Raw genomic sequence first — 23,399 nt, 5'->3', positions numbered from 1 at the left:
GCGGCGCGGCAGGGATTCGTGTGCTTTGATCCCGGACGTGTGAAGGTCACCGTAAGCTGACGGGCCATGGACTGGGTCGAGCGGGTCGCCGACATCCGGCGCTGGACGCGTAATGGCGAACGGGCACCGCACAAGCCGCTCCTGCTGCTCTATGTCCTCGGCCGGTTCCAGCGCGACGGCGGCGGGCCGATCCCGTTCAGCTCCGCTGAAGCCGAGCTCAAGCGCCTGCTCAAGGAGTTCGGACCGCCGCGCGACACCAGCCCCGGCTACCCGTTCCACCATCTGACCAGCGATGGCATCTGGCTCGTGGACACCGTGAACGGGCCGGGAAGCCCTGGCTCAGAGCTCGGCCGTCTTCGTGACTCCCAGGCGTCCGGCCGGCTCCACCCCGACCTCCTTCGAGCCTTATGTGATGACTCCCACCTGGTGGTCCGCCTCGCCCGGTACCTGCTCGACGCCAACTTCGAACCCTCGCTGCACGCCGACATCTGTCAGCTCACCGGCCTCGACCTGGAAACCCATGGCGCAGCGGATCCGGTGAGAGCCACAGCGCGTGCGATGGTCCGGCGAAATACCGCGTTCCGCCAGAACGTCCTCATGGCTTATGAGTACTGCTGCGCGTTCTGCGAGTACGACGGCTGGCTGGACGGCACAGCGGTCGGCCTCGATGCCGCCCACGTCCGCTGGTGGGCATTCGAAGGACCGGACGATGTCACCAACGGCCTGTGCCTGTGCGCGATCCACCACAAGCTGTTCGACAAGGGCGTCCTCGGCCTGACCCCCGACCGTACGATCGCCGTCTCCGCGAAGTTCGTCGGCCGGTCGCGGGCGGCCAAGGAAATGGTCTTCGCCCTGACCGAGCGCCCCGTCCGCCAACCACAGCCAGGCCTCGAACCCACCGACACCGCCAACATCGAATGGCACAACCGCCAGGTCTTCCGCGCTCCCGCTCGCGGCACGTAAGCGAGCTGGGCACCCGCCTGCGGCGGGCGGGTGGTGCAGGCTACCGCGACGAGCGCCCTGCCGCACTCCAGGCGCGGTCACTCGCCGAGAGGTTCGGCCGCTCTGATGACAACGGACTTGCTTCACTCACGACGGCGAATCCAACTTCATCGTCCACACCACCAATCCGCGCGGGAAGAAGGACGAAGTGCAGGTCAACGAGGTCGGCACGTACAAGGGCTGGGTGCTCCTGCCCACCGGCACCCGCCTGGTCACCGTCGGGGCCGACGGTTCATGGATCCTGGTCCAGCCTTGATCGTCCTCAGCTCGCCCGCCGGAAACGTCTCGTACCCAGACATGGTCGCGATCCGGCGGGCGGTGCGAGACCTCCCTTAGCACGGCTCCATTGTTCTCGAACCGGACGATGAAAGCTGGTACGTCCAGGGTGAATCCTCTTGTCGAACGCGGGGCCGGGGGGCTGCTCAAAATGGCCGCCCGTCGGGGCGGTGTACTCGACCCGCGAGAAGTGTCGTAGTCAGGCGGCACACTGGTTCCCGGCGTGGGAGGTGGGGTCTTGGCGAAGGGCTTCGGCCGGGAGAGGGTCCGGGGGCTGCTCGGGCTCGCCGTCTGGGAGGTGGAGCTCGCCGTGGAGACCGGTCTGCTCAGACGTCTCCCCGATCGCACCTTCGACCCCGTCTCCATCAACACGGCACAAGCCGACCTGGAGCTGTTCCGACGGCTTCTCGCCGCTGAGCGTCGCTGCAATACCAGTGAGGCGGCGGCCAGGCTTGGCGTCTCGACTGACGCCTTCAAACGGATCGCCGCTGTGGTCGGCCTGGCGCCCGTGGTCACTGAGGAGATCAGGAAATACGGCCGGATCCTGACCGTCGCGTACTACCGCACGGCAGATGTCGACGCCTTGGCCGATCACGCCCGCGCCGACACCGAGCTTCGCGCCGTCGCCCGGGCGGTCTCCCGTTCGGAGGCGGCCAAGAAAGCCGCCCGCACGCGCAAGCTGAACCTCGCGCGGGCCACAGCGGCCCGCGCGGAGATCGGGGTCATCAAGCCGGCCCCCGACGCGGATCCGGTTCAGGTCCTCCTCTGGGCCGCAGCGCTGATGGCGGCTGGCGGGGTCTGGCCTGGACCGCTCCAGCCCCTCCGCCGCATGTCGGATCGGCGCGTCGATCCACTGATCGCGACTTTGCGCGAGGCCCGCCTTCCCCGTGCGGAACTGGAGGGGATGCTCGCTGAGCTCGTCGAGAGATCGACCGAGCTGATCGGTCTCCTGGTCCCGCCTGAGGTCGCGGAGCGAGAGCTGGGTGTCCCGGTCCCCATGCTGCCGGCGGATCTGCCCAGATTCGGTGATCACCTGTTGGCACCCGTCGTCCACGAGGTGGTCTCCTCGCCACCGTCTTGGCTGCTGCGGGCACGAGCTGATCGGGAGCTGGACCTGGCCGCTGATGCGGAGGCCAGTCGCGCCGCCGAAGAGGTCTCTCGACGGCGGCGAGCCGAGCAGGCTGCGGTCGACGATGCCGTCCGAGTGGTCTCCAGGTTGTCCGACGAGTCCGTGGCGGAGATCTTCGGCCTGTCTGTCGAGGTGATCCGGCTGCTCCGTCCGAACAGCGGTCACTGGTCGGCCGAGTTCGTCGCGGGGTTGTCCCGGCGTACTCCGCCGTGGCTACAGGGTGAGGCCGCAGCCCGCAGGGAGGCCGATCGCCGCCGTCGCGCCACCGCCAACCGCGCTCGGCGGCGCATAGCCCGTCGACTCTCCTGGCGTCGGCACTGGGCCGAGGCGTTCGGCGTTCCCCTCGAATACGTCCCCGAAGCGATCGGACGGCCCACCCCTAAAGCGATCGAGGCCGCCAGGCGAGACCCGCCCCACTGGACGCGCGGGCCGGCGCCCGGCTGAAGCTGCGCCACGTCGAACCCTCGGTAGAAGCCCAGGCCGTCCTCCGCGTCGAAGATGATCCCCACCATCTCGTGCGAGTCGAAGCCGAGAGGCGGCAGGTCGGGCTCCGTCCATGGCCCGGCCTTGCTGCCCGCGCGCTCGTAGTCATGCCGGTAGAACGCGATCATCTTCTCGTCCACCTCGCTCCCCGGCAGGAAGATCAGTCGCTTCCATAGAGGTCGATGAACGACTCGCGCTGCTGCGCCTGGATTTCGCGGGCCCGGGCGAGCTTCGCCGGGTTCCGGAAGACCATCTTGGGATGGCTCATCTGAAGTTGCCGCACGCCCGCCAGCGCGTCTTGGGCGTCTTACGGCGGGAAGGCAATCGAGGCACCGCTGATCATCCAGTCGTCGCCGACCGGGACGACATTTCCGATCATCACCGCGCCCGGGACGAGGTGGTGGGCAGGCCCCGCCACGTGTGATGGCCCGGATGATGATCAGGGAAGGTCCACAGCTTTGCAGGCACGGCCAGCCGAGATTGGGGACAAGCACAGCGCCAGGCAGGTCGAGCGCCTGCTCGTTGAGGCCGAACGCGCCTATTCCCAAGGTGCCACTGATCGCGACCGGCGTGGATCGCACTGCACGAGACAGTGGAATTGAACGCCGAGGCGGGACGCTGCTGGAGCCTGCTGGGCGAGCATCACCGGGCGGCGGAGTGTGCCGAAGCAGCCATGCGCGCGTTCCAGGAACGTCTTCCTCGCTCGGCTCAATTCAACCAGGTGCACGCCGCCGAGGCGTACCTGGGACTGGGCGAACTGGATCATGCCCTCGACTTCGCCCGAGCCGCGATCCCGATGAGGCACTCAGCTCCGCCCGCGCGATCGAGGGCCTCACCGGCTTCGTCGACCGCCTGGATCCATACAGCACCAGCGTGGCGGTCCGAGAGTTCCGCGACCACCTGCGAAGTGAACTGGCCGCTTGAGGTCCTGAAGATCGGCTACGCGTGCGACCTCCACCGCACCGCCTGGCAGACCGTATGGACCGACTCCCGAAGCCTTCCGGGTGGGTACCGCACGGCGGTGACAATCGGTCGCGGGTGGGGCCGTGACGGAGGATTAGGATACTTATAAGGAGTCGGCCTCATGCTTCACCTGCGCCGACGGGCACCCAGGGGGGTGCAAAATGACCATCTTTAATGCGATCTTCGTAGCCTTGATCCTTGGCACGGCGTGGCTGGTGACGAGCGTGCGCATCGTCCGGCAGTTCGAACGGGGCATCGTCTTCCGGTTCGGGCGCGTGCAGTCCGCGATCCGCGGACCCGGACTCGCGCTGCTCATGCCGATCGCCGACCGTCTGCAGAAGGTCAACCTGCAGATCATCACGATGCCGGTACCCGGCCAGGACGGCATCACCCGCGACAATGTGACCGTCCGCGTGGACGCCGTTGTCTATTTCAATGTCATCGACCCGATGCGGGTGGCCGTTGACGTCCAGGACTACGTGTCCGCCATCGGCCAGGTCGCGCAGACCTCGCTGCGGTCGATCATCGGCAAGAGCGAGCTGGACGACCTGCTGTCCAACCGGGAGCAACTCAACCAGGGCCTGGAACTGATGATCGACAGTCCGGCGCTGGGCTGGGGTGTGCACATCGACCGCGTGGAGATCAAGGATGTGGCGCTGCCCGAGTCGATGAAACGGTCGATCGCCCGCCAGGCCGAAGCCGAGCGCGAGCGGCGGGCCCGCGTCATCACCGCGGACGGAGAACTGCAGGCCTCCGCCAAGCTGAGCCAGGCCGCCGAAACGATGGCACTGCACCCGGCCGCGCTGCAATTGCGCCTGCTCCAGACCGTGGTCGAGGTGGCCGCCGAGAAGAACTCGACGCTCGTGCTGCCCTTCCCTGTAGAGCTGCTCAGGTTCCTGGAAAGAGCCGCACCCCTTGAGGCCGACGAGACCGGCCGGTCCGCCAGCGCCGCTGCCACACGGTCCGACGACGTCGGCCGGTCGGCCGGTGCCGTTGCCACACCGTCTGACACGGCGCCCGCTACGGACAACGGCCCGTCGATCTCGCGCGCGCCGCACATTCCCGACGCCCGCCAAGCCGAGCACGCCACGCCCACCGGCGGACGATCAACCCGCTAGGTGCCGGCCTGGCCTGGTGGTCACCGTCGCCCGCGCTCGACGGCCCGCGGCGGCGGTAGTAGGGGGATGGCGCAGATGGACGTCTTCCACCGTCCGCCCCGTACATCTGGCGGAGACCGTCGCGGACCATCATGGGGAGCCACGGCTGACTCGGCCGGTGAGCGCCCGCATTTCGTTAGCAGTCCGCTGCCTGCCGGACATCGAGCAGACGATCTAGAAGGGAATCACGAGTTCGTGGTGGGCGGCGTACGACGTGGCGGCCGCCGTGAGGTCGGTCATCGAACTGGCCTCGGTAATGCCCTCGTTGAGGATCTGCGCGTTCGTCGCCTTCTTGTAGTACATGAGCAGGATGCTCGCTGAGCTCATTCCTGATGCGACTTATCGTATTGCTTGTGCCTATGTGGTAAGAAAGCCTCCGTATGCGGCTATGTCTCGGCTGTGCTACACGGAAAGCAGTCGGATACTTCAATTCCTCCGCGCACTGATCACGCCAAATTGAATCTCACGGCACGATTCCGGATTTGCTCGGATATAGGGCGGCGCCCGATTCCGGTTCAGCGAGTGTGAGTCCGTCGTTCCCAAGCAGGCTCAGGCACTCGAGAGGAATCGGAACATGGTCGTCTCCATGATCAAGTCGGTCAAGCGGGCCGCTCGGAAACAGAGTGTGCAGGAGGCGCTCGCGCGGCGCTTCACGGCTCTGGAGGTGCGCACCGATGCCGAGCATGAGGGGCAGGAAACCGCGCGGCGCAGGGTTTACGACGAGGCGCTGGTGCCCTTCAGTGAGGTGTTCTCGCGCTTGAAGAACGTGGATCTGGCCGAGTTGGCCACCATCGGCAGCCTTGTCGAGGCGGACCTGTCGGACGTGGAACTGCGCGAAGTTCAGGTGGATGCGGTAGGCACGGTGGCGGCCCTGGTCGGCGGCGTGGCCGCCGGGGCAGGGATCGGGGCGCTCACCTACACGGCGGTGGGGGCTTTGGCGGCCGCGTCCACCGGGACGGCGATCTCGGCGCTGTCGGGGGCGGCGGCCACAAGCGCCACGCTGGCCTGGCTCGGCGGTGGTTCCCTCGCCGCGGGCGGGGGCGGCGTCGCGGCGGGAACGATGGTGCTGACAGGCATTGTCGCCTTTCCCGTGGTGCTGTCCCTGGCCGGTTTCCTCGAGTGGAAGGGGCGAAAGCCCTCGCCCAACAGGGAGAGGTGGAGGCGGAGCTCACCAAGGGCGCCGCTGAACTCGACCGGGCGGAGGCGTCGGCGTACGCCATATGTGCGTGTAGCCGCGATATCCGGCATCTGCTGGACGACGCGCGTGAAGCACTCTTGGAGCGGCTCCCGAGTCTGCGTGGACTGCTGAAGGAGGAGGACGATTACGCGCGCTTCACCCATGAGCAGCGCGCCCAGGCCGCGGTCACGGTTTCGCTGGCCACCGCTGCGGTCGCGGTGATGAGCACTAGCATCACTGACGAGGAGGGCGAGGTCACCGACATTTCCGAGCGGGTCGTCGCCGATGCTCGGGCGCGGTTGGGCTCCCTGGTTACAGCACAGTGACTCAGGAGGCCGGGTCGCCGCTGTGGGCCTTGCTGCCGGGTGGCGCGGACGTCGCCGCATGGGCAGTGGCCGAGGCGGCCAGCCGCCGGCTGGCGCAGGCGACCGTGGAGACGTTACGTAGCCGGGAGGTGGTGGCCTCGCTGGCCGCCAGGTACGCGGGCACCGGTGCGGCCCAGCGCGCCGGGCACCTGTTCGAGGTGATGCACGCGCTTGCGTTCAACCGGGCCGCGATCGCTCAAAGCTCGTCGCTGCGCGCGATCGTCACAGAGTGGGGTCCCAGCGGGTCCCAGACGGCGCCCGCAGATCTCCATGTTCTCGACGGTGGCCAGGTGGTGGCCCGGGCACAGGCCAAACTCGTCGAGCACACATCGTCGGCCGCGCACGCCCTGGCCGACTCCAAATACGACGGGATGCAGCGTCTTGTGGCTTCCGACAAGCTGCAAGCGGTGGAGAACCTGCTCGACAGGCGCCTGACCATGTGCCCCGACGGCGTGCGCTATGACGACTACCGCGATGCACGTGCCCAGGTGAGCGACAGGCTCAGCGCCGGATGCATCCGCGGCCGCGGCATCGAGTCCGCCGAGGCCCACCGGGTCGCGCTCGACCCCACACGCTGGGCGGACGAGCAGGTCGCCCGTGTGGGCGCGCGTCAGGTGATCAGCTCGTCGGCATCCGCCGCCGTGGTCGGCGGGCTCGTCTCCGGCAGAGCGCCCGGTGCCCGCGAGGCGGCGCGCGTACGCGCAGGGGAGACGGCTGCCTCGGTGGCGGCCATCACCGCCCTGGCCTCCGCCGTACGCGGCGCGGCACGCTCGGGCGCTATCGCGGGTCTGGGTGAGACCATCCGCATAGGGGTCTCGGCCGGTGCCCTGCCCGAGGCGCTGGGTGGTGGGACCCTGCTGTATGCCATCGCCGGGGCCATAATCGCGACCGCGGAGGCCGGACTGGACTTCGCCCGCCGGAAGATCGACGCTAGTGAGTTCGCCGCCCGGGCATGTACCGCGACCCTGGTGTCCGGCCTGGTATGGGGCTGCGGTGCCGTCGGGCAGAGCGTCATCCCCGTACCCATCGTCGGCGCCCTCATCGGCGGCCTGGCCGGTCAGGCCGCCGGCCTCGTCATCACTCAGGGCCTGCAACTGGCCCTCGTAGCCGCCCGCGCCTCCAACGTGGACTCAGACCGGCTGGAACTGCTCGAACGAGAGATCACCACGACGGTACTCACCCTCGACGAGCTGCGCCGGACGACCGAAGAACTCGGCGTAGAACGCAACGCCTACGCCACCGAAACCGTCCTGCCCCGGTTCGGCTTCGTCTAGCTGGCACTGGCCGAGGGACACCCCGACACGGCACTGTCCGAGCTGACCACCATGACCCGCGATTTCGGAGGCCGGCCGATCTACGGCACCGTTGAGGAGTTCGACCGGTGGATGGCCGACGAGAACGCCGGGCTGTCCCTAAATCCCAACTGGTGACCCAGCCGGTCGAGGTACGCCTGGACCCGAGCACGCCGCGATCCGGGCGACAAGCATCCACCTTCAAATGACCGACTGCCCGGCCGGATGACTGTCGCACGACGGTCTCCTCTAACCGAACTGCTCCAACCAATCAGCAAGTGAAGCCGGACGAGCTGCTGAAGGCGCAAGCAGCAGTCGCGTCTTTAAACTAAGTTCACAGGTCCTAAGTGTGATGGAGCACGACTGTCGGATACCTGACAGGCAGATTCGGCAACGAGGACGACCGGGACCGGTTGCCCAGGGGGACCTCCGACTGGCCGCACCTCGTCTAAAAGGCTCTGATGCTGTGTACGAAGACTGCAGCGAGGACGAGGCTTGTCGACGACGGGTGAAAACTGGCTCTGGCACTGATTCCGAAATTCGTGCCAGAGCCAAGATTTTCAGCCATCGTTGACACGAGGCTCTGGGTGTCTTCGACCGTGATTCCGACGGTGCCTATCGTCTCGACCCTGCTGTGCAGAGCTTGGCCAAGCCGTCGCCCGCGACCGGTCTGAGTCGGAGGTCGCGCAGTGGTGATGGAGCCCTCGTGCTGGTCGACTGTCGGCCGATCTTTGGCCGTTCGGCCGGAACGGATTTCCGTTCCGGCCGGGCTCATGGCTCAGTGCGCGTGGCCTGATCACCGTTGATGAGGCTGCCGACTCGTGCGACACCCTCTGGATGCGGAAGTGAGGAGTCCCGACGAGCCTCGCCAGCCGGTTCGTGCGGCGCGTGCGGTGGGCTCGCCGGGAAGTGGAGGCACGTCAATCCAGGATCGCGACGACGGTCATGCGTTGCGGCCCCGTAGGGGTCTCGATGACCCTGATGTCCCCGACCCGTGCGGCGGCGAGTGCCTGACCGATTCCGGTGGTCGGGGTCACATGGTCGTGGTCGGGGTGGCCCACCTCAGAGATGACCACGTTGCTCTCTTCGCCATCCTCGTATCGGATATGGATAAGACTGCCGGGGGTGACCCGACCGGTTGATTTGCCCGGATCCCCCACTCGGGCGTTGGCCAGGATTCCTCGAAGTTCGTCGAGACGCTCCTTGAGCCGGTCGTTTCGTTTTTCCTGGCCCTTACGAAGGGCCACCGCGCCGGCTTTGTCGGCCCCGACATGGTCGAGTACGTTGCCGAGAAGGTCGGCGATCGCAGAGACTTCCTCGTTTATCCTCTGGAAGCCTCTCGGACTGAGCACATGTGCGTTCGAGGCCGCAGTTGCGGCAGTAGGTCCAGCCACTGGTCCCCGAGCCGGGGCCGGTTGTGGCACGCGGGCCGGTGATCTCTTGGACGGACGGTTTACCTTCTTCGGTTCTTCGACCTCCGGGAGGCGGTCACCTTGTCCCCTCGGCGCTTGAGCGCTCTTTGTCCCTGTCGCCGGCGGGCGGGCAACGGGCGCCTTTGAGACGACGTCGAGGCGTGAGGCATGACCCCGGTCGGCCGCAGTCACTGCATCTTGATACGCCGCCACGGCCTTGGCGACTTCGTTCGCCGGGTTCCGGAACCAGGCGGTGGACCAGATTCGGTGGAAGCGCCAGCCCAGAGCTTCGAGGTGTTCCTGACGCAGCCGGTCACGGTCGCGCGCGGTCTTGGCGGAGTGGTAGCTCGCTCCGTCCGCCTCGATGGCCAGCACCAATTCACCCGGGCGCTGCGGGTGCTTGGCGGCGAAATCGATCCGGTAGCCGCCTACTCCGTACTGGGAGATGAGCGGAACACCTGCCGCCGTCAGCCGATCTCGCACATCGATCTCGAAGGGATTGAATGCTGTGTTGGATTGAGGCCGGTGCCGAGGTCGCCGCCGCTGGATTCGGTGTACTCGAGATAGGCCCTCAGGAGTTTGGCGCCACGCTTGCGCAGCTTCGCCGGGTCCAGGTCGACGCTGGAGAACGAACTCACCAGGGTCATGCTCCGCTTGGCTCGGGTGACCGCGACGTTCAACCGTCGTTCGCCCCCTTCGTTGTTGAGCGGTCCGAACCTGTGCGCCAGCGTGCCGTTCGGGGCCTTGCCGTACCCCATCGAGAGGATGATCTCGTCTCGTTCGTCGCCCTGGACTCGCTCCAGATTCTTGATGAAGAAGGGCTCTAATCGTTTCTCGGCGAAGAAGCTGTCCAGGTCCGGCCGCTGCGCGACCTGCGCCTGCAACGCTGCTTCGATGCGCCTGGCGTGTTCGATGCTCATCGTGATGACGCCCAGAGATCGTTTCGGGCTGTTGAGCGCGTGCTGGAGGATCAGCTCCACAACCTTCTTCACCTCGGCGTTGACCGAGGTCTCCTGCCCTGGGAACCGACCGGTCTGGCTTACGAGCACATGCCTCAACGGGCTCTCATGGCTTGGGCCGGGGAACGTGGTGAGAGAGCGGCTATAGATGTGTTCATTAGAAAAGGCGATGAGCCTGTCGTCCCGGCTGCGGTAATGCCAGCTGAGTTGCCGTGCGCGGGCCACGTGCCGCATTGCCTCAAGTATGGACTCCTCGCCGACCCCACTGGAGACGACGAGTTCGCCGTTCTCGTCGTAAAGATCTTCGTCTTCGTCTTCGTCGGTGGCTCCCATGAAGAAGGTCGTCGGCGGTAGCTGGTGTTCGTCACCCGCGACGACGACTTGACGGCCTCTCATGATGGAGGGGATGGCATCCGCGGGAGGAACCTGGCTCGCCTCGTCGAAGACGACCACGTCGAACAGCACCTGCCGCGGCAGGACCTGGCTGACCACCAGCGGTGACATCGCCCAGCACGGCTTGAGATCGAGCAGCTGCCGCGAGGCGTTCAGGACCAGCTCCCGGATGGCCTTTCGAGGGCGTTGCAGGCTCGCCTGCTTGCGGACGAATTTGCTGGCCACGTCCGTCCCGTGTGCGACCCGCTGAGCGCGGGCCCCTACGGCACCTTTGATCCGCGTGACGTTCTCCACAAGACGAGCTTGATCGGCTTCCCGGTAGTCACGGACGGCGCCATCGTGCACATTTCCAGCGAACGCGCCGTAGCTCGGCTCTTGGTAAGAGGCGAACTCAAGGATCGACGCATGCCAGGCATGGCTGAAAGCTGTACTGACCATCTCGGCATCGAGCCGGCGTTTCGCGCACTCACGGAGCAGAGCGCCGAGGCCGAACTTCTGAAACCCGGTTCTCAACTCGTGGAGTCGCGGTAGCTGGTGAAGGCGGTGCTGGTCGGCGGCGAGGTTGTCGAGCAGTTCTTCGAGTTGAGGGAGGGTCCTTGAGGCCACATCTCGTAGTTCAGGCCTGAGGACCTGGCTGAGGGCGCCATGCTCGGCGTAGAGTTCGGCGAGAGCGATGCTGGCGGTTTCTCCGGAGGGAAGGCTACGGGGGGAGCCTTCGTCGGTGCGGTGTCGTTCCCATGCCTCTTGCTGTTCCCGGGCGCGAACAAGGGCAGCGTGCAACTCGTCCAACCGGCGTCGCCCGCCGGCGCCGACCAGTTTCCGCGCCTGCTTGACCAAGCGGCGGCGCAGACGCCAGGGCAGCCTGATGCCATGTTCCTTACGCCCGTGCCTGCCCATCGTCGCTTCGCACAAGGCGATCAGGTCCGCCCTGAACACCTCCGCCGAGAAGTTCGCCAGTGTGTCCTCCACCCCACGCAACAAGGCGACAACGGTGGTGTACTCCTGCAGAGTCGTGGGCTGTGCGAGCCGTGCTTCGATGATGACTCGTTCCAAGGCGTCCCGAGCTTCAGGGAGAGTGGACGCCCTCAACCGATGCAGCGCCGACCACGCCCGGCCGGCCTGATCTCTGCTGGTTATCGCAGCGCCTTCCCAGGGGCCCGGAACCGGTGGCGGAACGATCCCATGCAGCTGGGCGAACTCCTTCAGCTCATCTCCGAGGCGGAGGTGGACTTGCTCGTCGAGGCGCGTCAACTCCGCGGTCCAGCGAACGTCCGTCCGTGAGCCCTCCGGCGTTCCCAGAACCACACTTTGCGCCTGGAACGGTGTCACGTTCCATGGTGCAAGGGAGGTGTGCATCACTCGTTCGTGTTCGACCAGGCGTGCTCGTGCGCCGTCGAGGCGCTGCGAGCGCGACGCCGTACCGAATGCCCCACTCGCGTTGGACAGAGCAACTCTGAGCGCTTCGGCGACCGCTCGCTTATCGCGGCCGCCATCGTGCACGTCGAGTACGAGGTCGGCGGCACCGACATCTGTGAGCCGCCGGAGAACGGCGTCGATGGCGGCTCGCTTCTCCGCCACGAAGAGCACCGACTTGCCTCGGGCGGAAAGGGTGGCGATGAGATTGGCGATCGTTTGGCTCTTCCCTGTTCCAGGCGGCCCTTTAACGACAAGGTGGTTGCCTGCGAGCACTTCGTTGATCGCCCAGTTCTGAGACGAGTCCGCATCCAGAATCAAATGCTCGTCTTGAATGGGCGTACGGTCGGGCTCTGTCTCGTCGACCTGGATTGCCCGGGAAAGCAGTTGCCGTCCGGCCTCCACATCACCGGCGATCGCGGCGATCACTTCGTTGTCCACGAGGAGGTCGATGGAGTCTTCGAGGTCTTTCACCATGGGCAGTTTGGCGTAGCTGAACGTGCCCACGACGCTGCGCCGATGGAGTCTTCGAGGTCTTTCACCATGGGCAGTTTGGCGTAGCTGAACGTGCCCACGACGCTGCGCCGATGGATGGCAAAGCCAGGGACTCCATCGGCGAGCTTGCTCAGCCGATCGAACACGAACTCCGGGTCGAAGGTCGCGTCCGGCTCTGGCAGCAACCCGGTGAAGTCCTCCACCTCGATCTGCAGATCGAATCTTTCGTTCAAGTAGCTCAGTAGCGATGGGTTGATCTCGACCTCTGGGGCGGCACGCATGACCATGTCGAGATCGTTGGCGTTCTTGCGCTCCAGATCTATGGCACGCAGCACGACGGGGGCGCACGGAGTTGCGCTGGTGCGCTCGTCGGTCCAGGTGGCGAGACCTACGGCGAGGTAGCCGGCCTGGATACCGCGTTCTTCGCGCAGTTCCTTGACTTTCTTGTAGATCGTCTGCAGGCGCTTACCGGCATCCGCCTGAAGCTGTGGATCACGAAAGAGCTTGCTCGGCCGAGCTATCCGCCCGGCGAACAGGCTGGTCAGACCTTCCACGGTCGCCGCGGACAAATCCAGGGTGCCCCGCTTGAGATCCTTGTAGAAGAGCAGAGTGTTCCGGTAACCGAAGTCTCGGAGGTCCTTTCGCCATCGCTCTGCTGCACGCTCGACCAAAGTCCGGCGGTTCGCGGCCTGCGTCTCGATCGACACTCTGCCCTCCACAGTCCCTCGCCTTGCACAGGCCGCACTTTTACCATGGTTGCCGTTTAAAGCGCGGTGAGTTGCAGCAAATCGCGTCTCATAGATACAGAAACGTTTTGTGACTCAGGAATCGACGGAACGGGTCACAGCGGGCGTCAGAAATTCCAAGACGCGTACCATTGCGACGGGGGCGGCGGAATCAGCGGTTCGGCAACAACTGCTCCAGAATCGCTTGGGTCTCCGGGTCCACGGAATGGATGAAGGTGCCGACCATGCCGCGGGTCAGCAGAACCTTGTACGTGTTCCTGATCAACCTGTCCGCTTGCTCGTCGGTCGTCCCGCGGGTGAGAGCCGGGTCCTTGCTGGCTCCGCGGACGGTCACGAACCTGCCGTCCCGCACCACCAGGTCCGGGCCGACGATCACACCATTCCAGTCGTACTCGAAACCCTGGGCGGTGTAGACGCAGCCGACCTGGTCGAAGCCGCCGTCCATGGTGGCCCACAACGCACTCGCAGGCGCGGTGCCCACAGCCCGGTCGCCCTTGACGTTCCAAGGATGGGACCACCCGTCGATGCGGACGTCATGGACAAGCGAATCGTCCTTGCGAGGCTCGCTCCACGGCCAGCAGAAACCGGCGGTCATCCGGGCGGAGTACCCGGCGTCCAGCTTGGCGCGTAATGCGAGTTCCAGTTCCTGCGGCGTCTTCGCGGACGCGACGGTGAAGTGGTCGTCACCTGCCCACGGCACCGGGGACCCGCCGTCCAGGCCGAGCAGTCGCAGCACCCACTCCTCGTATGCGCGGCTACCTCCGCAGCGGAACTGCTCGTCGAGCGATATCGCGTGGACGCGTAGCCCGCGAGCCGCCGCATGAGTCCTGATCTCGGCGACGGTGCCCATCTCGCCCGGACGCACGACCTGGTGCTCGTCCAGCAGGAAGACGGGGACCCGTGCGGCATCGATCAACTCGTCGACCTGTCGGCGATCACTGCGCAGGTTGGCGGGGGTGTAGCGGTTCTGGGAGGTCTCCCGGATGCGGTGCGCCTCGTCGCAGATCAGCACGTCCAGGTCGTTGCGCTCCGCCTTGGTGAAGCTGTTGAAGTACTTGAACAGGTTCTTCACCTTTGAGGAGCCCTTGCCCGGCACCCGGCGCAGCGTCTCGGTGAACGAGCGGGATCCGGTGGCGTGCATGACCGCACGTCCCTGCCGCGACAGTTCACCCAGCAGTGACAGGGCGATCACGCTCTTGCCGCTGCCGGGCCCGCCGGTGACGATGACGACCTCCTTGGCGTCCGCCCGACGCGCCGAATCCACGCAGTGCAGGACGAGCTCGTACGCCAACTGCTGCTCCGCGAGCAGGACGAACTGCTCCCGATCCTTGATCTCCTGGGCGGCGAGCTTGAGGAGCTTTTTGGAGGGGCGGATAGCACTGCTGAGCAAGCGATCGGCGGCGTCGGCGCCCGGTCGGGAGGCGAACTGGTCGCCGAGATAGTCGAGGAAGGCCCCACGTCGGCTCTTGGTGAACATGCGCGTGCGCAGGTCCTGTACCGCTGTGTACAGGTCGTGGACGTCGAGATCGGCCGCGTTGTGCAGGTAGGCCACGCCCCTGATCGCGTCACTCCGGCCTTCCAAGGCGCCGGTGAAGTCGGCGATGTAGTCGCAGTACCCCTGCACCTGCAGTACCGGGTGCAGCTTGGGCGCGCCGGGCATGCCTTCGACGAGCACGAGATCGGGGTCCTCCTCGAACAGCTCGGCCTGGCTCCACTGCTTCAACTCGATCACGACGTACAGGTCGTCGCCGGTGCGACGGTCCACACCCGCGAGCACGACGTCGGCCCGCTTGCTGGTGAGCGGAAGCTGGTATTCCACCAGCATCTCGACGTCGCCGAGCCCGGCATCGACCAGGTCGCGGGCGAGGATGGGCAGGCTGCGGTCCCACGATCTGAGCTCGCCAGGGGACGGGGAAATGTGCGAGGTCCTCCGGAGATGTTCTTCGATGGCCTTGCTCAGGCGCCTTTCGGGGACCGAACCGTCGAGTGCGAGCTTGGCCAGACTTTCGGCGGAATGCCGAAATGCCGTCACGAACCTACCCCCAGGCAGCACGAGAGACTCGTGCGGTGTGGGGGCGTGTCCGCGATCAACCGATCAGCGGAAGCCCGTCGGGCCGCATCACTATGCCTGGCACATTACCGCGATCACCGGGCGAATTCAGGCGTGTGCTGGGCCTTTCCCCTCCATTCGGCCGCCTCGCGACCGTCCTTGTCGTTTCGGTCCGGCGTCAGCCGGTCTGAGTGGTCGCCGCATCCCCTGGTGACGTGAGCGGACGGCCGTGAAGTTCACCCCACCAGCGAGAACCTCGCGGGTTCCGCCAGTACGGCCGCTTCCCCCTGCAGATCCGCGAGCCTGGCGGCCAGCGTGGCTGTGGCGAGGCGTTCGGGGAGGGCGGTGCTGAACTTCAAGCCGTTCAAGGCCTTCTCGTCGATGTCGGGCAGGCATAGCCCTTCAGTGGCGTCGGCGGTGGCGGCCTTCCACATCTCGGCGGTCAGCTCTTCACGTAGCCGCACGAAGGCGTCGTCCACCCGCTGCCCCTCGTCGGCGACTCCGGCGAGCGTGGCCGCCAGGGTGGCGTTGGCCCGGAAGCCGGCCCACGTCCACCAGCGGACGTCACCGGCGGACGACCGGGTGATGACGGTGCCGCCGGATGCACCGACTCGATGCCTCCTCGCGCAGGACGGCCAGGCGCTCGGCGGCCCGCCGCGTGAGATGCGCGGATGGATCAGAACCCAGGAGGACCGAGCGCTACCGAAGCGGCGCTCGGCCTCGGGCCCGATGAAGAGCATTCCGCCGTACTGGTCCAGGTATCCGGCTTCCACCAGGTGGCTGACGATCGGAGCGGCCGACGCCCCGAACGGCCCGAGCCCGTTCCACGATTCCACCAAGCGTCGGCAGCGTGGCGGGCGGTCGTCCACCAACGGCGGGCCGCGCCGTACTCCCCAAGCCGGGTGAGCACGTTGGAGTGCATGGCGGCCAGCCAGGCGGCGATCCGTTGCATGGAGGGGGCCTGCTCGGCGGATGTTCGGGCGAGCGTCTGCTGGACAGCGGCGAGATCCACCACCAGGTCGTCCTGGACCATGGCGGGGGGTTGGGTGAGGATCGCATACATGTGGTCGGCGCAGGTGATCGCCCAATCCTCCACGGTGTGGCTCTCGGCCGTGTTGAGGACCCGTTCGAGCATCTGGCGGACCGGCTCACCATGGCTGAACAGCGGCGTCTGGGCGAATAGCCCGAGGCCGACCAACTGGAAAAGCTGTCGACGTTCTATGTCGTCTCCCTGAGGGAGGGCGCTGCTGCCATTTTCACGGTATCCGGGAATGGCCCGGTTTGTCGCGGAGGTAAGTTCGTCCAGCGTGCAATGGCCCAGTCTTTGCACCACTGGCCACAGCGTTTTCAGCTGGCCGTCCGCGTGCAGAGCGTCGTCAATGGCCTGCTCGCGCAGGCCGGACTCGGGGAGACTTTCGCCGCGTTCGATGGACCCCAGCATCGAGGGCGAATAGCCGGTCCTGGCCGACAGTGGGGCCACGGTCAGCGGTTCGCCGACGCGCAGCTCGTACGAATCGCGGAGATCACGGATGAGCGCCCCGAAATAGTGGGCCATCGACCTGTATCGATCAGTGCTCTTGCGTGGTGTGGGCATGCCGTTCTCACCTCCGGGGGTCACCGGAATGCCAGCCGATCACCGAAGGGGATCGGCTCTTGCTCCGGATGCCGATGAACTACCAGCCTGGCGGTAACTCTAAATGATGACTCGATTACAGAGCGCCAGTTCTGAAAGTCGGCCCCGATCCGATCAGGAGTGCGATCCATGCCCAACCGCAGGCCCCCCGCGCGCGGACGGCACGGGCAGCAGGAGGCGTCCCGATGACCGCCCTGGGAGCCCGCGGCCCTGGCCGCCTGGCCCGCACCCGCCGCTCGCCGTCCGGACGGCATCGCTACGGCAGGCCGGCCACGGTGCCCGACCGCCAGGAGTGGGACAGCGCGCAGAAGGCCCGCGCCGCCCAGCTCGACCTGCTGGAGCCGGGCTGGCTGGTGCTGTACGGCCCGTACTACCGCCGCTTCTACGCCATCGCCCGCATGGCCGCCGTCACCGAGTCGCTGGTCGAGGCGTCCGGCCCCGAGGAGCCGCGTACCCTGATGCGATTGGCCGAGGCGGCCCCCACTCGTACAAGCCGTGGGACAGGTTTGGAGGGAAGGCGCCTCGCTGAGGAGGGACCCTCGCATAGCGGCGGCTTCGCCCAGGTGGCGTTCACATATGTCGGCCGATCCGCCGACGCCGCACGGTCGCGGTCCGGCGGGAGGTCGCACGCGTGACCGGAATGCTGATGTTCGGGATGCCCGAGGACCAGGCTGAGAGCCACCGCCGTGCACTTGGCGGCCTGCGCAAGGAGTTGGAGTCCTACGACCTGCGCTGCCGTCCGGTCGAGCGACTGCACCTCCCCATGCGCGGCTGGTACTACAAGCCGATCCTGCTGCCGCCGGAGATGGACGTGTACGGCGGCGGGCGCCTGATCGCCACAATCGCCGTGGTAGACGTGCCAGGCGGAGGCGGCACCTGGTTCCTGGTGAAAGAACCCGGTGGCCTGCCGGTCGAGGCCCGGAGCGTCGACGACGTGCCGTCGGTCGCCCGCGAACTCGTCGCCCGCCGCGAGCACGCGAAACCTCAGCAAGCCGCCAGCCCTTCGGATGGTGAGCCCGACCCCGCCGTCCACGAGGAGCCGCCCTACCCTGGCTGACCGCCGCCCGTTCACGCCGGCAGATCGGCGTGAACGGGCGGTCTACCGCCGGCAACCTAGACGGTCGGCTCAGGGTCGATCAGCTTGGCCAGGAAGTCGCGGGTCTCCTGGTCCACGGCGTAGATGACGACACCGGAGAGACCACGCGTCAGCAGCACCTTGTAGGTATTGCGCACGAGTCGGTCGAGCTGCTCCTTGGTGACTCTGGCGTTGTTGAGGTCCCTGTCCTCGCTCGCTTCGCGTACGGTCCTGAGCCTCCCGTTCCGCGCGATGAGGTCAGGACCGACGATGACCCCGGCCCAGTCGAACTCCAGTCCCTGAGCCGTGTACACACAGCCCACCTGCTCGAAGCCGCCAGGCGCCGTCGCCCAGAAATGGCTTGAGGGCGCGTCACCTACACTCGCTGAGGAGTCCCCTCGGGCATTCCACGGACGCTGCCAGCCGTCGATTCTGATATCGGGGACCAGAGACTTGTCGCCGTTGGGTTTGCTCCACTTCCAGCAGTAGCCCGCGGTGATGCGCGCGGATCGTCCTTCGGCCAACTTGCCCCGCAGGAGGTCGTCCATGTGACCGGGTGAGTCGGCGAGGATCACCTCGAAGTTGTCGTCCCCCTTCCACACCTCCGGATCCGCGTCGCCGTCCCACTCACAATCTGAGGCGCCGAGGCTGAGCAGGCGCCGGACCCACAGGTCATAGGCGGCACTTCCCCCGCAACGCCACTGTCCTTCGAGCTCGACCACTTGATAGTCGACATTCATCGTCTGCGCGGCGGCTTTGATCGCCTCGATGGTCCCCACTTCGTCGGGCTTCACGACCTGGTGTTCGTCCAGCAGGAAGACCGGGACCCGGGCCGCGTCAATGATGCTCTCAATCTGCGGGCGCTCGCTTCTCCACGCCTTGTTGAACCGGTCGAAGGACTTCTTCCTCACGCGATGTGCCTCGTCGGCGATCAGGACGTCGAGTCTGTTCGGGTGGGCGTTCGCGAACTCCATGTAGTACTTGAACAGCCCCGAGAGCGTCTGGTCGCGCCCGCCCACTTCACGTCGCAAAGTCTTGGTGACGGTCCTGGAGCCGGTCGCGTAGGCGACCCGATCACCACCGCCTGCCAGCTCCTTCAGCAAGGAGATCGCGATCGCCGACTTCCCGCTTCCCGGACCTCCCGTGATGATGACCACCCGCTTGGTGTTGGCTTCATAGGCTCGGCGAACGTTGTGCATGACCAGCCTGAAGGCTTCGATTTGGCGGTCCAGGAGGACGAACTGGTCCTTACCGCGGAGGACGTCGGCAGCCTTCCGCAGCAGGTGCTGGGTGGGTCGGATGGGACCGCCCAGCAGGCGGTCGGCCGCCTTGCCCCCCGGTTCGTCGGCGAACTGACCGCGTAGGTACTGGATGAACGCGCCACGCTCGGACATGGTGAAGAGCTGAACGTTCGCCGCTATGGCGGCGGGGCCAAGGTCCTGCACGCTGGCGTGAGTCGCATTGTGCAGGTACACGACCGCTTTGACCGCTTCGGGGTGCCCCTCCAGTGCCCCGCAGTTGTCGGCGATCTGATCGCGGTACGCCTTGACCTGCGATGCCGGGTGGGGCTTGTGGTCCCCCAAGCCAGGGACGGTAAGGAGCTCCGGATCCCCCTCGAAGAGGCCGGCCTCGCTCCACTGCTTGAGCTCCACCACGACGTATATGTCCTCGCCGGTGACGGCATCGACGCCGGCGAGGACGGCATCCGCACAACTCATCTTGTTGTGCGGCATGGGGTACTCAACGAGCACCTCGATGTCGCTCCGCCCCGCGTCATTCAGGACTCGGGCAAGGTCGGACAAGCTGTGGAGCCATGACCTCTTTTCGGCTGGGCCGGCCACACGTCGAGTGTTTTGGTAGAGGTTGTCCGCTATCAACTTGATGAGCGTTTTCTCCACCACAGATTTGGGCGCCGCCAAAGCCTCGAGAAGAGCTCTGGCGGACGATCTGTATGCGGGCGCGGGAACACTCGCCACGGGCAACCCCCAAGTAGCACGAAGAAACCGTGCGGTGTGGGGGCGTATCCGTGATCAACGGCTCCACGGAAGCCCGTCGGGCCGCATCTCCCAACGACAGAGAGAGTAGCGACAACCACTGACATGGGCGGGTCTTGTCCGCGTCCTGCCTCTTCCAGGCGCGCGGCGTGGCGACGCCCGGCGCTTCTTCCCGTGCCACCTGGTGGTCACCCCGGATTACCGCCGGGGTCAGGAAAGAGGTCGCGAAGGTAGCGCTGGGTGGCGGGGTCGGTGGAGTACAGGCGGGTTCCGCGCGTGCCGCGTGTCGCGAGGACACGGTAGACGTTGAGGACGTAAGAGAGGTACCGCTCGGGGGGCAGGTCGCGTAAGGCGGAGTCATGACTTTTGGCAGGCAGGCCCTGCCAGCCTGATGAGGTGCGGATGAGGTCGTCGCCGATGATGACACCTCCGTAGTCGTATTCCATGCCCTGCGCGGTGTAGACACAGCCGACCTGCTGGTCGCCGCCTACATCGGTGGCCCAGAACGGGCGCCCCGGGATGTCGGCCTCATCGCCGATGGCTTGGTTCACGCGGGAGTTCCAGGCGCGCTGCCAGCGCTGGGTTCCCTGCTCGTCCGTCCAGTCGATGCTCACCTCCGGCCACAGAGGCGGCTTTGAAGGGGAATCCCAGGGCCAGCAGAACCCGGCGGTGATACGGGCGCCGTGGCCGAGTTGGATTTGGGAGGTCATCCAGTCTTCGAGTTGCCGAGGGTTGTCGGCGAGGCCGAGGTCGTAGTCCTGGCCCTGCCAGGACGGGGGTGCGCCGTGCTCGGTGAAGAGGGTGTCGATCCAGCGCAGGTACCGCTGGGAGCCGCTGCAGCGGAACTGCGTGGTGAGATCGATGTGGGCGAAGGTCAGGTCGTTGCTTGCCGCCAGGCCCCTGAGTTCCTCCAGAGTGACGCCCTCGGTAGGGCGGACGATCTGACGCTCATCGAGGAACAGGACGGTGACGCCGCATCGGCGGATGAGGTGTTCGAGGATGGTGGGACGGCCGGGATGCCGGTCGGGGAAAGTACGCACGCGATGGGCTTCGTCGAGCAGGATGATGCTGTCCTTGGACAGACCGGCGGGCAGGCTGTCGGTGAACGTCGTGATCAAGCCTCTGGCCGCGTCGCCGATCGCACGGGTGAGCTGGCGGGTCAGCGTGCCTGAGGGGGACAGCAGGCGCGGGTTGGCGTTTGCCCGCCGGCACAGTTCACCGAACATGCGGACGGCGATCGCGGTCTTACCGGTGCCGGGGCCGCCGGTGACCACGACGATGTGGCCCGGCCCCCCTTGCCGGGCCATGGAGACGGCTTTCAGGATTTCCAGGCGGGCGGTGTCCTGGTCACCGATGAGGGCGAAACCACCGTCCCCGTCCCCGTCGATGGCGTCGGCGACACGGGACAGGAGCTTCGGTAACGGTCTGTGTTGCACTTTGAGGAACTGCTCTATGAGGCTGTCCGGTGCCGGTCCCAGGTCGTCGCATCCGAGTCGTTCAGCGAGTACGCGGGCCGGCGTCCCCGCATCGAGGTCGTTGCGCCCGAGTATCTGATACTGCGAACTGGCCCCGCCCGCGACGACGTGGCGCAGGTTCGCCACGACCTCGGGGGACGCGTTGTGCAGAACAACTACACCTCTCGTCAGGAGCTTGATCGAGTCGGGCACCCAGTGGTCGAGGTAGTGCACGTAGCCGCCGACCTGGCGTGCCGGATGCAGGACTATTCTCCCGCTGACCTTGACCGACAAGCGGTCGGTTGGAAGGGGAGCCGCATTCGTCCACTGCTTCAGTTCTACGACCACCGCCGTCAGCGCCGCGGCTCCGGCGCGTTGGCCCAGCACGAGTGCGTCGACCCGCTCGTCCGTCGCCGGTAGCCGGTACTCCAGCAATATCTGGAGCTCACCCAGGCCGGCGGCGATGAGCCCATCAAGGAGGGCCGGCCAACTATGCTCCCAGCTGATCTGTTCCTGGTCTCCCGGAGCCGAACCGTGAGCGGCGGCAAACCGTCGGGCACAGGCCGCGAAGAACCCCGGATCGCGGACCTTTTGTGCGGCCTCCGTGACTGTTCCCCTAAATACCTCCATGTCGTGATCTATACCAGCACCCACTGACGCTGCGGTGGCGGCAGAGGAGCCGGAAGTTCAGGATGGGTATGGAAGCCTCATCCCTTTGGTGCCGGACGAGTGAGCGGGCGCCTCGTTCGCGGTCGTACCGCCAGGGCCGTTGTCCCAGGTCAACGTGGCTGGACTCCAGACCGCAGTGATCTATTGGGCCTTGAGGCCCGACCCCGCTGACGCCGCGGCCACGTTCGAATCAGGAGACCGCGACGTCGCGCACCTGAGTGATCCACGTCGTGGAGAGCCGGATAGCACCGAGGGCGCCCGGTGCGGGTCGGCCGTCGATGGATGGAGCGCCGTCCTGCTCGACTGGAAGGAGCAGCCACCGGGCGGCGGGGCGGGCCGTCGCCTGGTCCGCAAGTCGTTCCAGCACGGCCAGCCGGTCGTAGCGTGCCAGCGGGGCGGCCTCGACGATCAGCAGCGGCCGGGTGTCGGTCTCCAGCCTCCGCTCGAGCGGCGCCGCGGCCATCGAGACCAGCGTCCGCAGGTTGGCGGCATCCTGGGGAGCGGCGTCCGGGCGGTCGCTGCAGATCTGACCGCCTGAAGTCGCTTCGTACTGCCGCTGCTCCAGCGACTCGCCGCCTACCTTGACTGTGCCGAGGCCGCCTCTCGGGGATGCTGGCGGCTGTCCACGTGGCGTGCTCTGCGGTCGGCGAATCGTACGACACAAGGCTTGGGGCGGGGCACCTCGTTTCCCCGGCCGGTCACGCCGACTCGCCGAGAGGCCGTGGAACCTCCGCGCCATCCCCGGGGAACAGACCCTGGAGATCCTGTGCGAGCTGCGGGTGACTCCACGCGACAGCGGTGGACCGCTAGGAGACCAGCGCCCGGCTGAAGGGCACCAGCTCGCCCGTATCCGCCCCGGCCAGCAGGTGTCCAAGCAGCTCACGCACGCAGGTGTGCCGCTCGGTCTCGGGCAGCCATGTCGTCCACGGCAGCTCCTCGGCCAGCACCTCCTCGGCGAGATCGCTGTTACGCCGGGCGAGGATCGCCAGCGCGCGGGCCGCGATGCGCAGCGTGGCCGCGCCGGCTTCGAAACGCGCGGCCCGCATCAGCACGAGGTTATTCTCGTCCCTGCGCTCCAGCATGACGTCGGCGTCATCGAGGGAGGGCAGCACCTGGGACGGCCCACGCAAGAAGGCGCTGTAGGGAAAGCTCTTCGTCGCCATGATTTTCGTGCTATCTGAACTACTTCAGATCGCTTCTGGGCGCTACCGGAACACGCTGGCGCTTCAACCGCCGTGCGCCATGTTCCGAAACAGAGGTCG

19 protein-coding genes are annotated in these 23,399 nt (G+C 66.5%); 8 read left to right on the top strand and 11 right to left on the bottom strand.

What is annotated here, in order from left to right:
• Positions 1–66: 66 nt before the first annotated feature.
• From ACOZ38_RS33770 to ACOZ38_RS33760, 3 genes are all read left to right on the top strand, one after another.
• Positions 67–963 (top strand): phosphorothioated DNA-binding restriction endonuclease, encoded by an 897-nt coding sequence (locus ACOZ38_RS33770; RefSeq protein WP_424535111.1) that lies wholly within the window; start codon positions 67–69, stop codon positions 961–963.
• 625 nt (positions 964–1,588) lie between these two features.
• Positions 1,589–2,851 carry a hypothetical protein gene (locus ACOZ38_RS33765; protein WP_424535110.1) on the top strand — a complete coding sequence of 421 codons (1,263 nt, stop codon included), beginning with the start codon at positions 1,589–1,591 and terminating at the stop codon, positions 2,849–2,851.
• A gap of 1,226 nt (positions 2,852–4,077) precedes the next feature.
• Entirely contained in the window at positions 4,078–4,971 is an 894-nt protein-coding gene (locus tag ACOZ38_RS33760) for an SPFH domain-containing protein (RefSeq protein WP_424535109.1), read from the top strand.
• 213 nt (positions 4,972–5,184) lie between these two features.
• Here the strand turns inward: ACOZ38_RS33760 and ACOZ38_RS33755 are convergent, their stop codons facing one another.
• On the bottom strand, positions 5,185–5,337 hold the full coding sequence (locus tag ACOZ38_RS33755; protein WP_424535108.1) for a hypothetical protein: 153 nt from the start codon (positions 5,335–5,337) through the stop codon (positions 5,185–5,187).
• A gap of 247 nt (positions 5,338–5,584) precedes the next feature.
• Here ACOZ38_RS33755 and ACOZ38_RS33750 point away from each other — a divergent pair, with 247 nt between their 5' ends.
• The 3 genes from ACOZ38_RS33750 to ACOZ38_RS33740 are packed head-to-tail and all read left to right on the top strand — an operon-like array spanning position 5,585 to position 7,826.
• Positions 5,585–6,319, top strand: coding sequence for a hypothetical protein (locus ACOZ38_RS33750; RefSeq protein ID WP_424535107.1), 735 nt, complete (start codon positions 5,585–5,587; stop codon positions 6,317–6,319).
• Positions 6,286–6,513, top strand: coding sequence for a hypothetical protein (locus ACOZ38_RS33745; protein ID WP_424535106.1), 228 nt, complete (start codon positions 6,286–6,288; stop codon positions 6,511–6,513). The genes ACOZ38_RS33750 and ACOZ38_RS33745 overlap by 34 nt, the downstream gene beginning before the upstream one ends.
• Entirely contained in the window at positions 6,510–7,826 is a 1,317-nt protein-coding gene (locus ACOZ38_RS33740) for a hypothetical protein (protein WP_424535105.1), read from the top strand. Before ACOZ38_RS33745 ends, ACOZ38_RS33740 begins: the two co-directional genes overlap by 4 nt.
• A gap of 938 nt (positions 7,827–8,764) precedes the next feature.
• On the opposite strand, the gene ACOZ38_RS33735 is transcribed toward ACOZ38_RS33740, so the two are convergent.
• The 6 genes from ACOZ38_RS33735 to ACOZ38_RS33710 form a co-directional block, all read right to left on the bottom strand.
• Entirely contained in the window at positions 8,765–9,739 is a 975-nt protein-coding gene (locus tag ACOZ38_RS33735) for a GreA/GreB family elongation factor (RefSeq protein WP_424535104.1), read from the bottom strand.
• Positions 9,724–12,528: a DEAD/DEAH box helicase gene (locus ACOZ38_RS33730; protein ID WP_424535103.1), complete on the bottom strand. Its 2,805-nt coding sequence runs from the start codon at positions 12,526–12,528 to the stop codon at positions 9,724–9,726. Before ACOZ38_RS33730 ends, ACOZ38_RS33735 begins: the two co-directional genes overlap by 16 nt.
• On the bottom strand, positions 12,492–13,223 hold the full coding sequence (locus ACOZ38_RS33725) for a DUF4011 domain-containing protein (protein WP_424535102.1): 732 nt from the start codon (positions 13,221–13,223) through the stop codon (positions 12,492–12,494). The genes ACOZ38_RS33730 and ACOZ38_RS33725 overlap by 37 nt, the downstream gene beginning before the upstream one ends.
• A 190-nt stretch (positions 13,224–13,413) precedes the next feature.
• A complete protein-coding gene (locus ACOZ38_RS33720; RefSeq protein WP_424535101.1) occupies positions 13,414–15,294 on the bottom strand; it encodes a DNA/RNA helicase domain-containing protein in 1,881 nt (626 codons plus the stop codon).
• A gap of 254 nt (positions 15,295–15,548) precedes the next feature.
• Positions 15,549–16,052, bottom strand: a complete 504-nt coding sequence (locus tag ACOZ38_RS33715; protein WP_424535100.1) for a hypothetical protein — start codon at positions 16,050–16,052, stop codon at positions 15,549–15,551.
• Positions 15,989–16,906 carry a hypothetical protein gene (locus ACOZ38_RS33710; RefSeq protein WP_424535099.1) on the bottom strand — a complete coding sequence of 306 codons (918 nt, stop codon included), beginning with the start codon at positions 16,904–16,906 and terminating at the stop codon, positions 15,989–15,991. Before ACOZ38_RS33710 ends, ACOZ38_RS33715 begins: the two co-directional genes overlap by 64 nt.
• Positions 16,907–17,130: 224 nt before the next feature.
• Here ACOZ38_RS33710 and ACOZ38_RS33705 point away from each other — a divergent pair, with 224 nt between their 5' ends.
• Positions 17,131–17,580, top strand: coding sequence for a hypothetical protein (locus ACOZ38_RS33705; protein ID WP_424535098.1), 450 nt, complete (start codon positions 17,131–17,133; stop codon positions 17,578–17,580).
• Entirely contained in the window at positions 17,577–18,002 is a 426-nt protein-coding gene (locus ACOZ38_RS33700; RefSeq protein ID WP_424535097.1) for a hypothetical protein, read from the top strand. The genes ACOZ38_RS33705 and ACOZ38_RS33700 overlap by 4 nt, the downstream gene beginning before the upstream one ends.
• A 56-nt stretch (positions 18,003–18,058) precedes the next feature.
• On the opposite strand, the gene ACOZ38_RS33695 is transcribed toward ACOZ38_RS33700, so the two are convergent.
• From ACOZ38_RS33695 to ACOZ38_RS33680, 4 genes are all read right to left on the bottom strand, one after another.
• Positions 18,059–19,918, bottom strand: coding sequence for a DNA/RNA helicase domain-containing protein (locus ACOZ38_RS33695; protein ID WP_424535096.1), 1,860 nt, complete (start codon positions 19,916–19,918; stop codon positions 18,059–18,061).
• 284 nt (positions 19,919–20,202) lie between these two features.
• Positions 20,203–21,903: a DNA/RNA helicase domain-containing protein gene (locus tag ACOZ38_RS33690; protein ID WP_424535095.1), complete on the bottom strand. Its 1,701-nt coding sequence runs from the start codon at positions 21,901–21,903 to the stop codon at positions 20,203–20,205.
• A 424-nt stretch (positions 21,904–22,327) separates the two neighbouring features.
• Positions 22,328–22,600, bottom strand: a complete 273-nt coding sequence (locus ACOZ38_RS33685; RefSeq protein ID WP_424535094.1) for a hypothetical protein — start codon at positions 22,598–22,600, stop codon at positions 22,328–22,330.
• A 343-nt stretch (positions 22,601–22,943) separates the two neighbouring features.
• On the bottom strand, positions 22,944–23,300 hold the full coding sequence (locus ACOZ38_RS33680; RefSeq protein WP_424535093.1) for a hypothetical protein: 357 nt from the start codon (positions 23,298–23,300) through the stop codon (positions 22,944–22,946).
• Positions 23,301–23,399 lie beyond the last annotated feature (99 nt).

It is taken from the genome of Sphaerisporangium viridialbum (genome assembly GCF_049674955.1).
Taxonomy (GTDB): domain Bacteria; phylum Actinomycetota; class Actinomycetes; order Streptosporangiales; family Streptosporangiaceae; genus Sphaerisporangium; species Sphaerisporangium viridialbum.
This window is presented reverse-complemented; position numbering and strand designations above follow the sequence as displayed.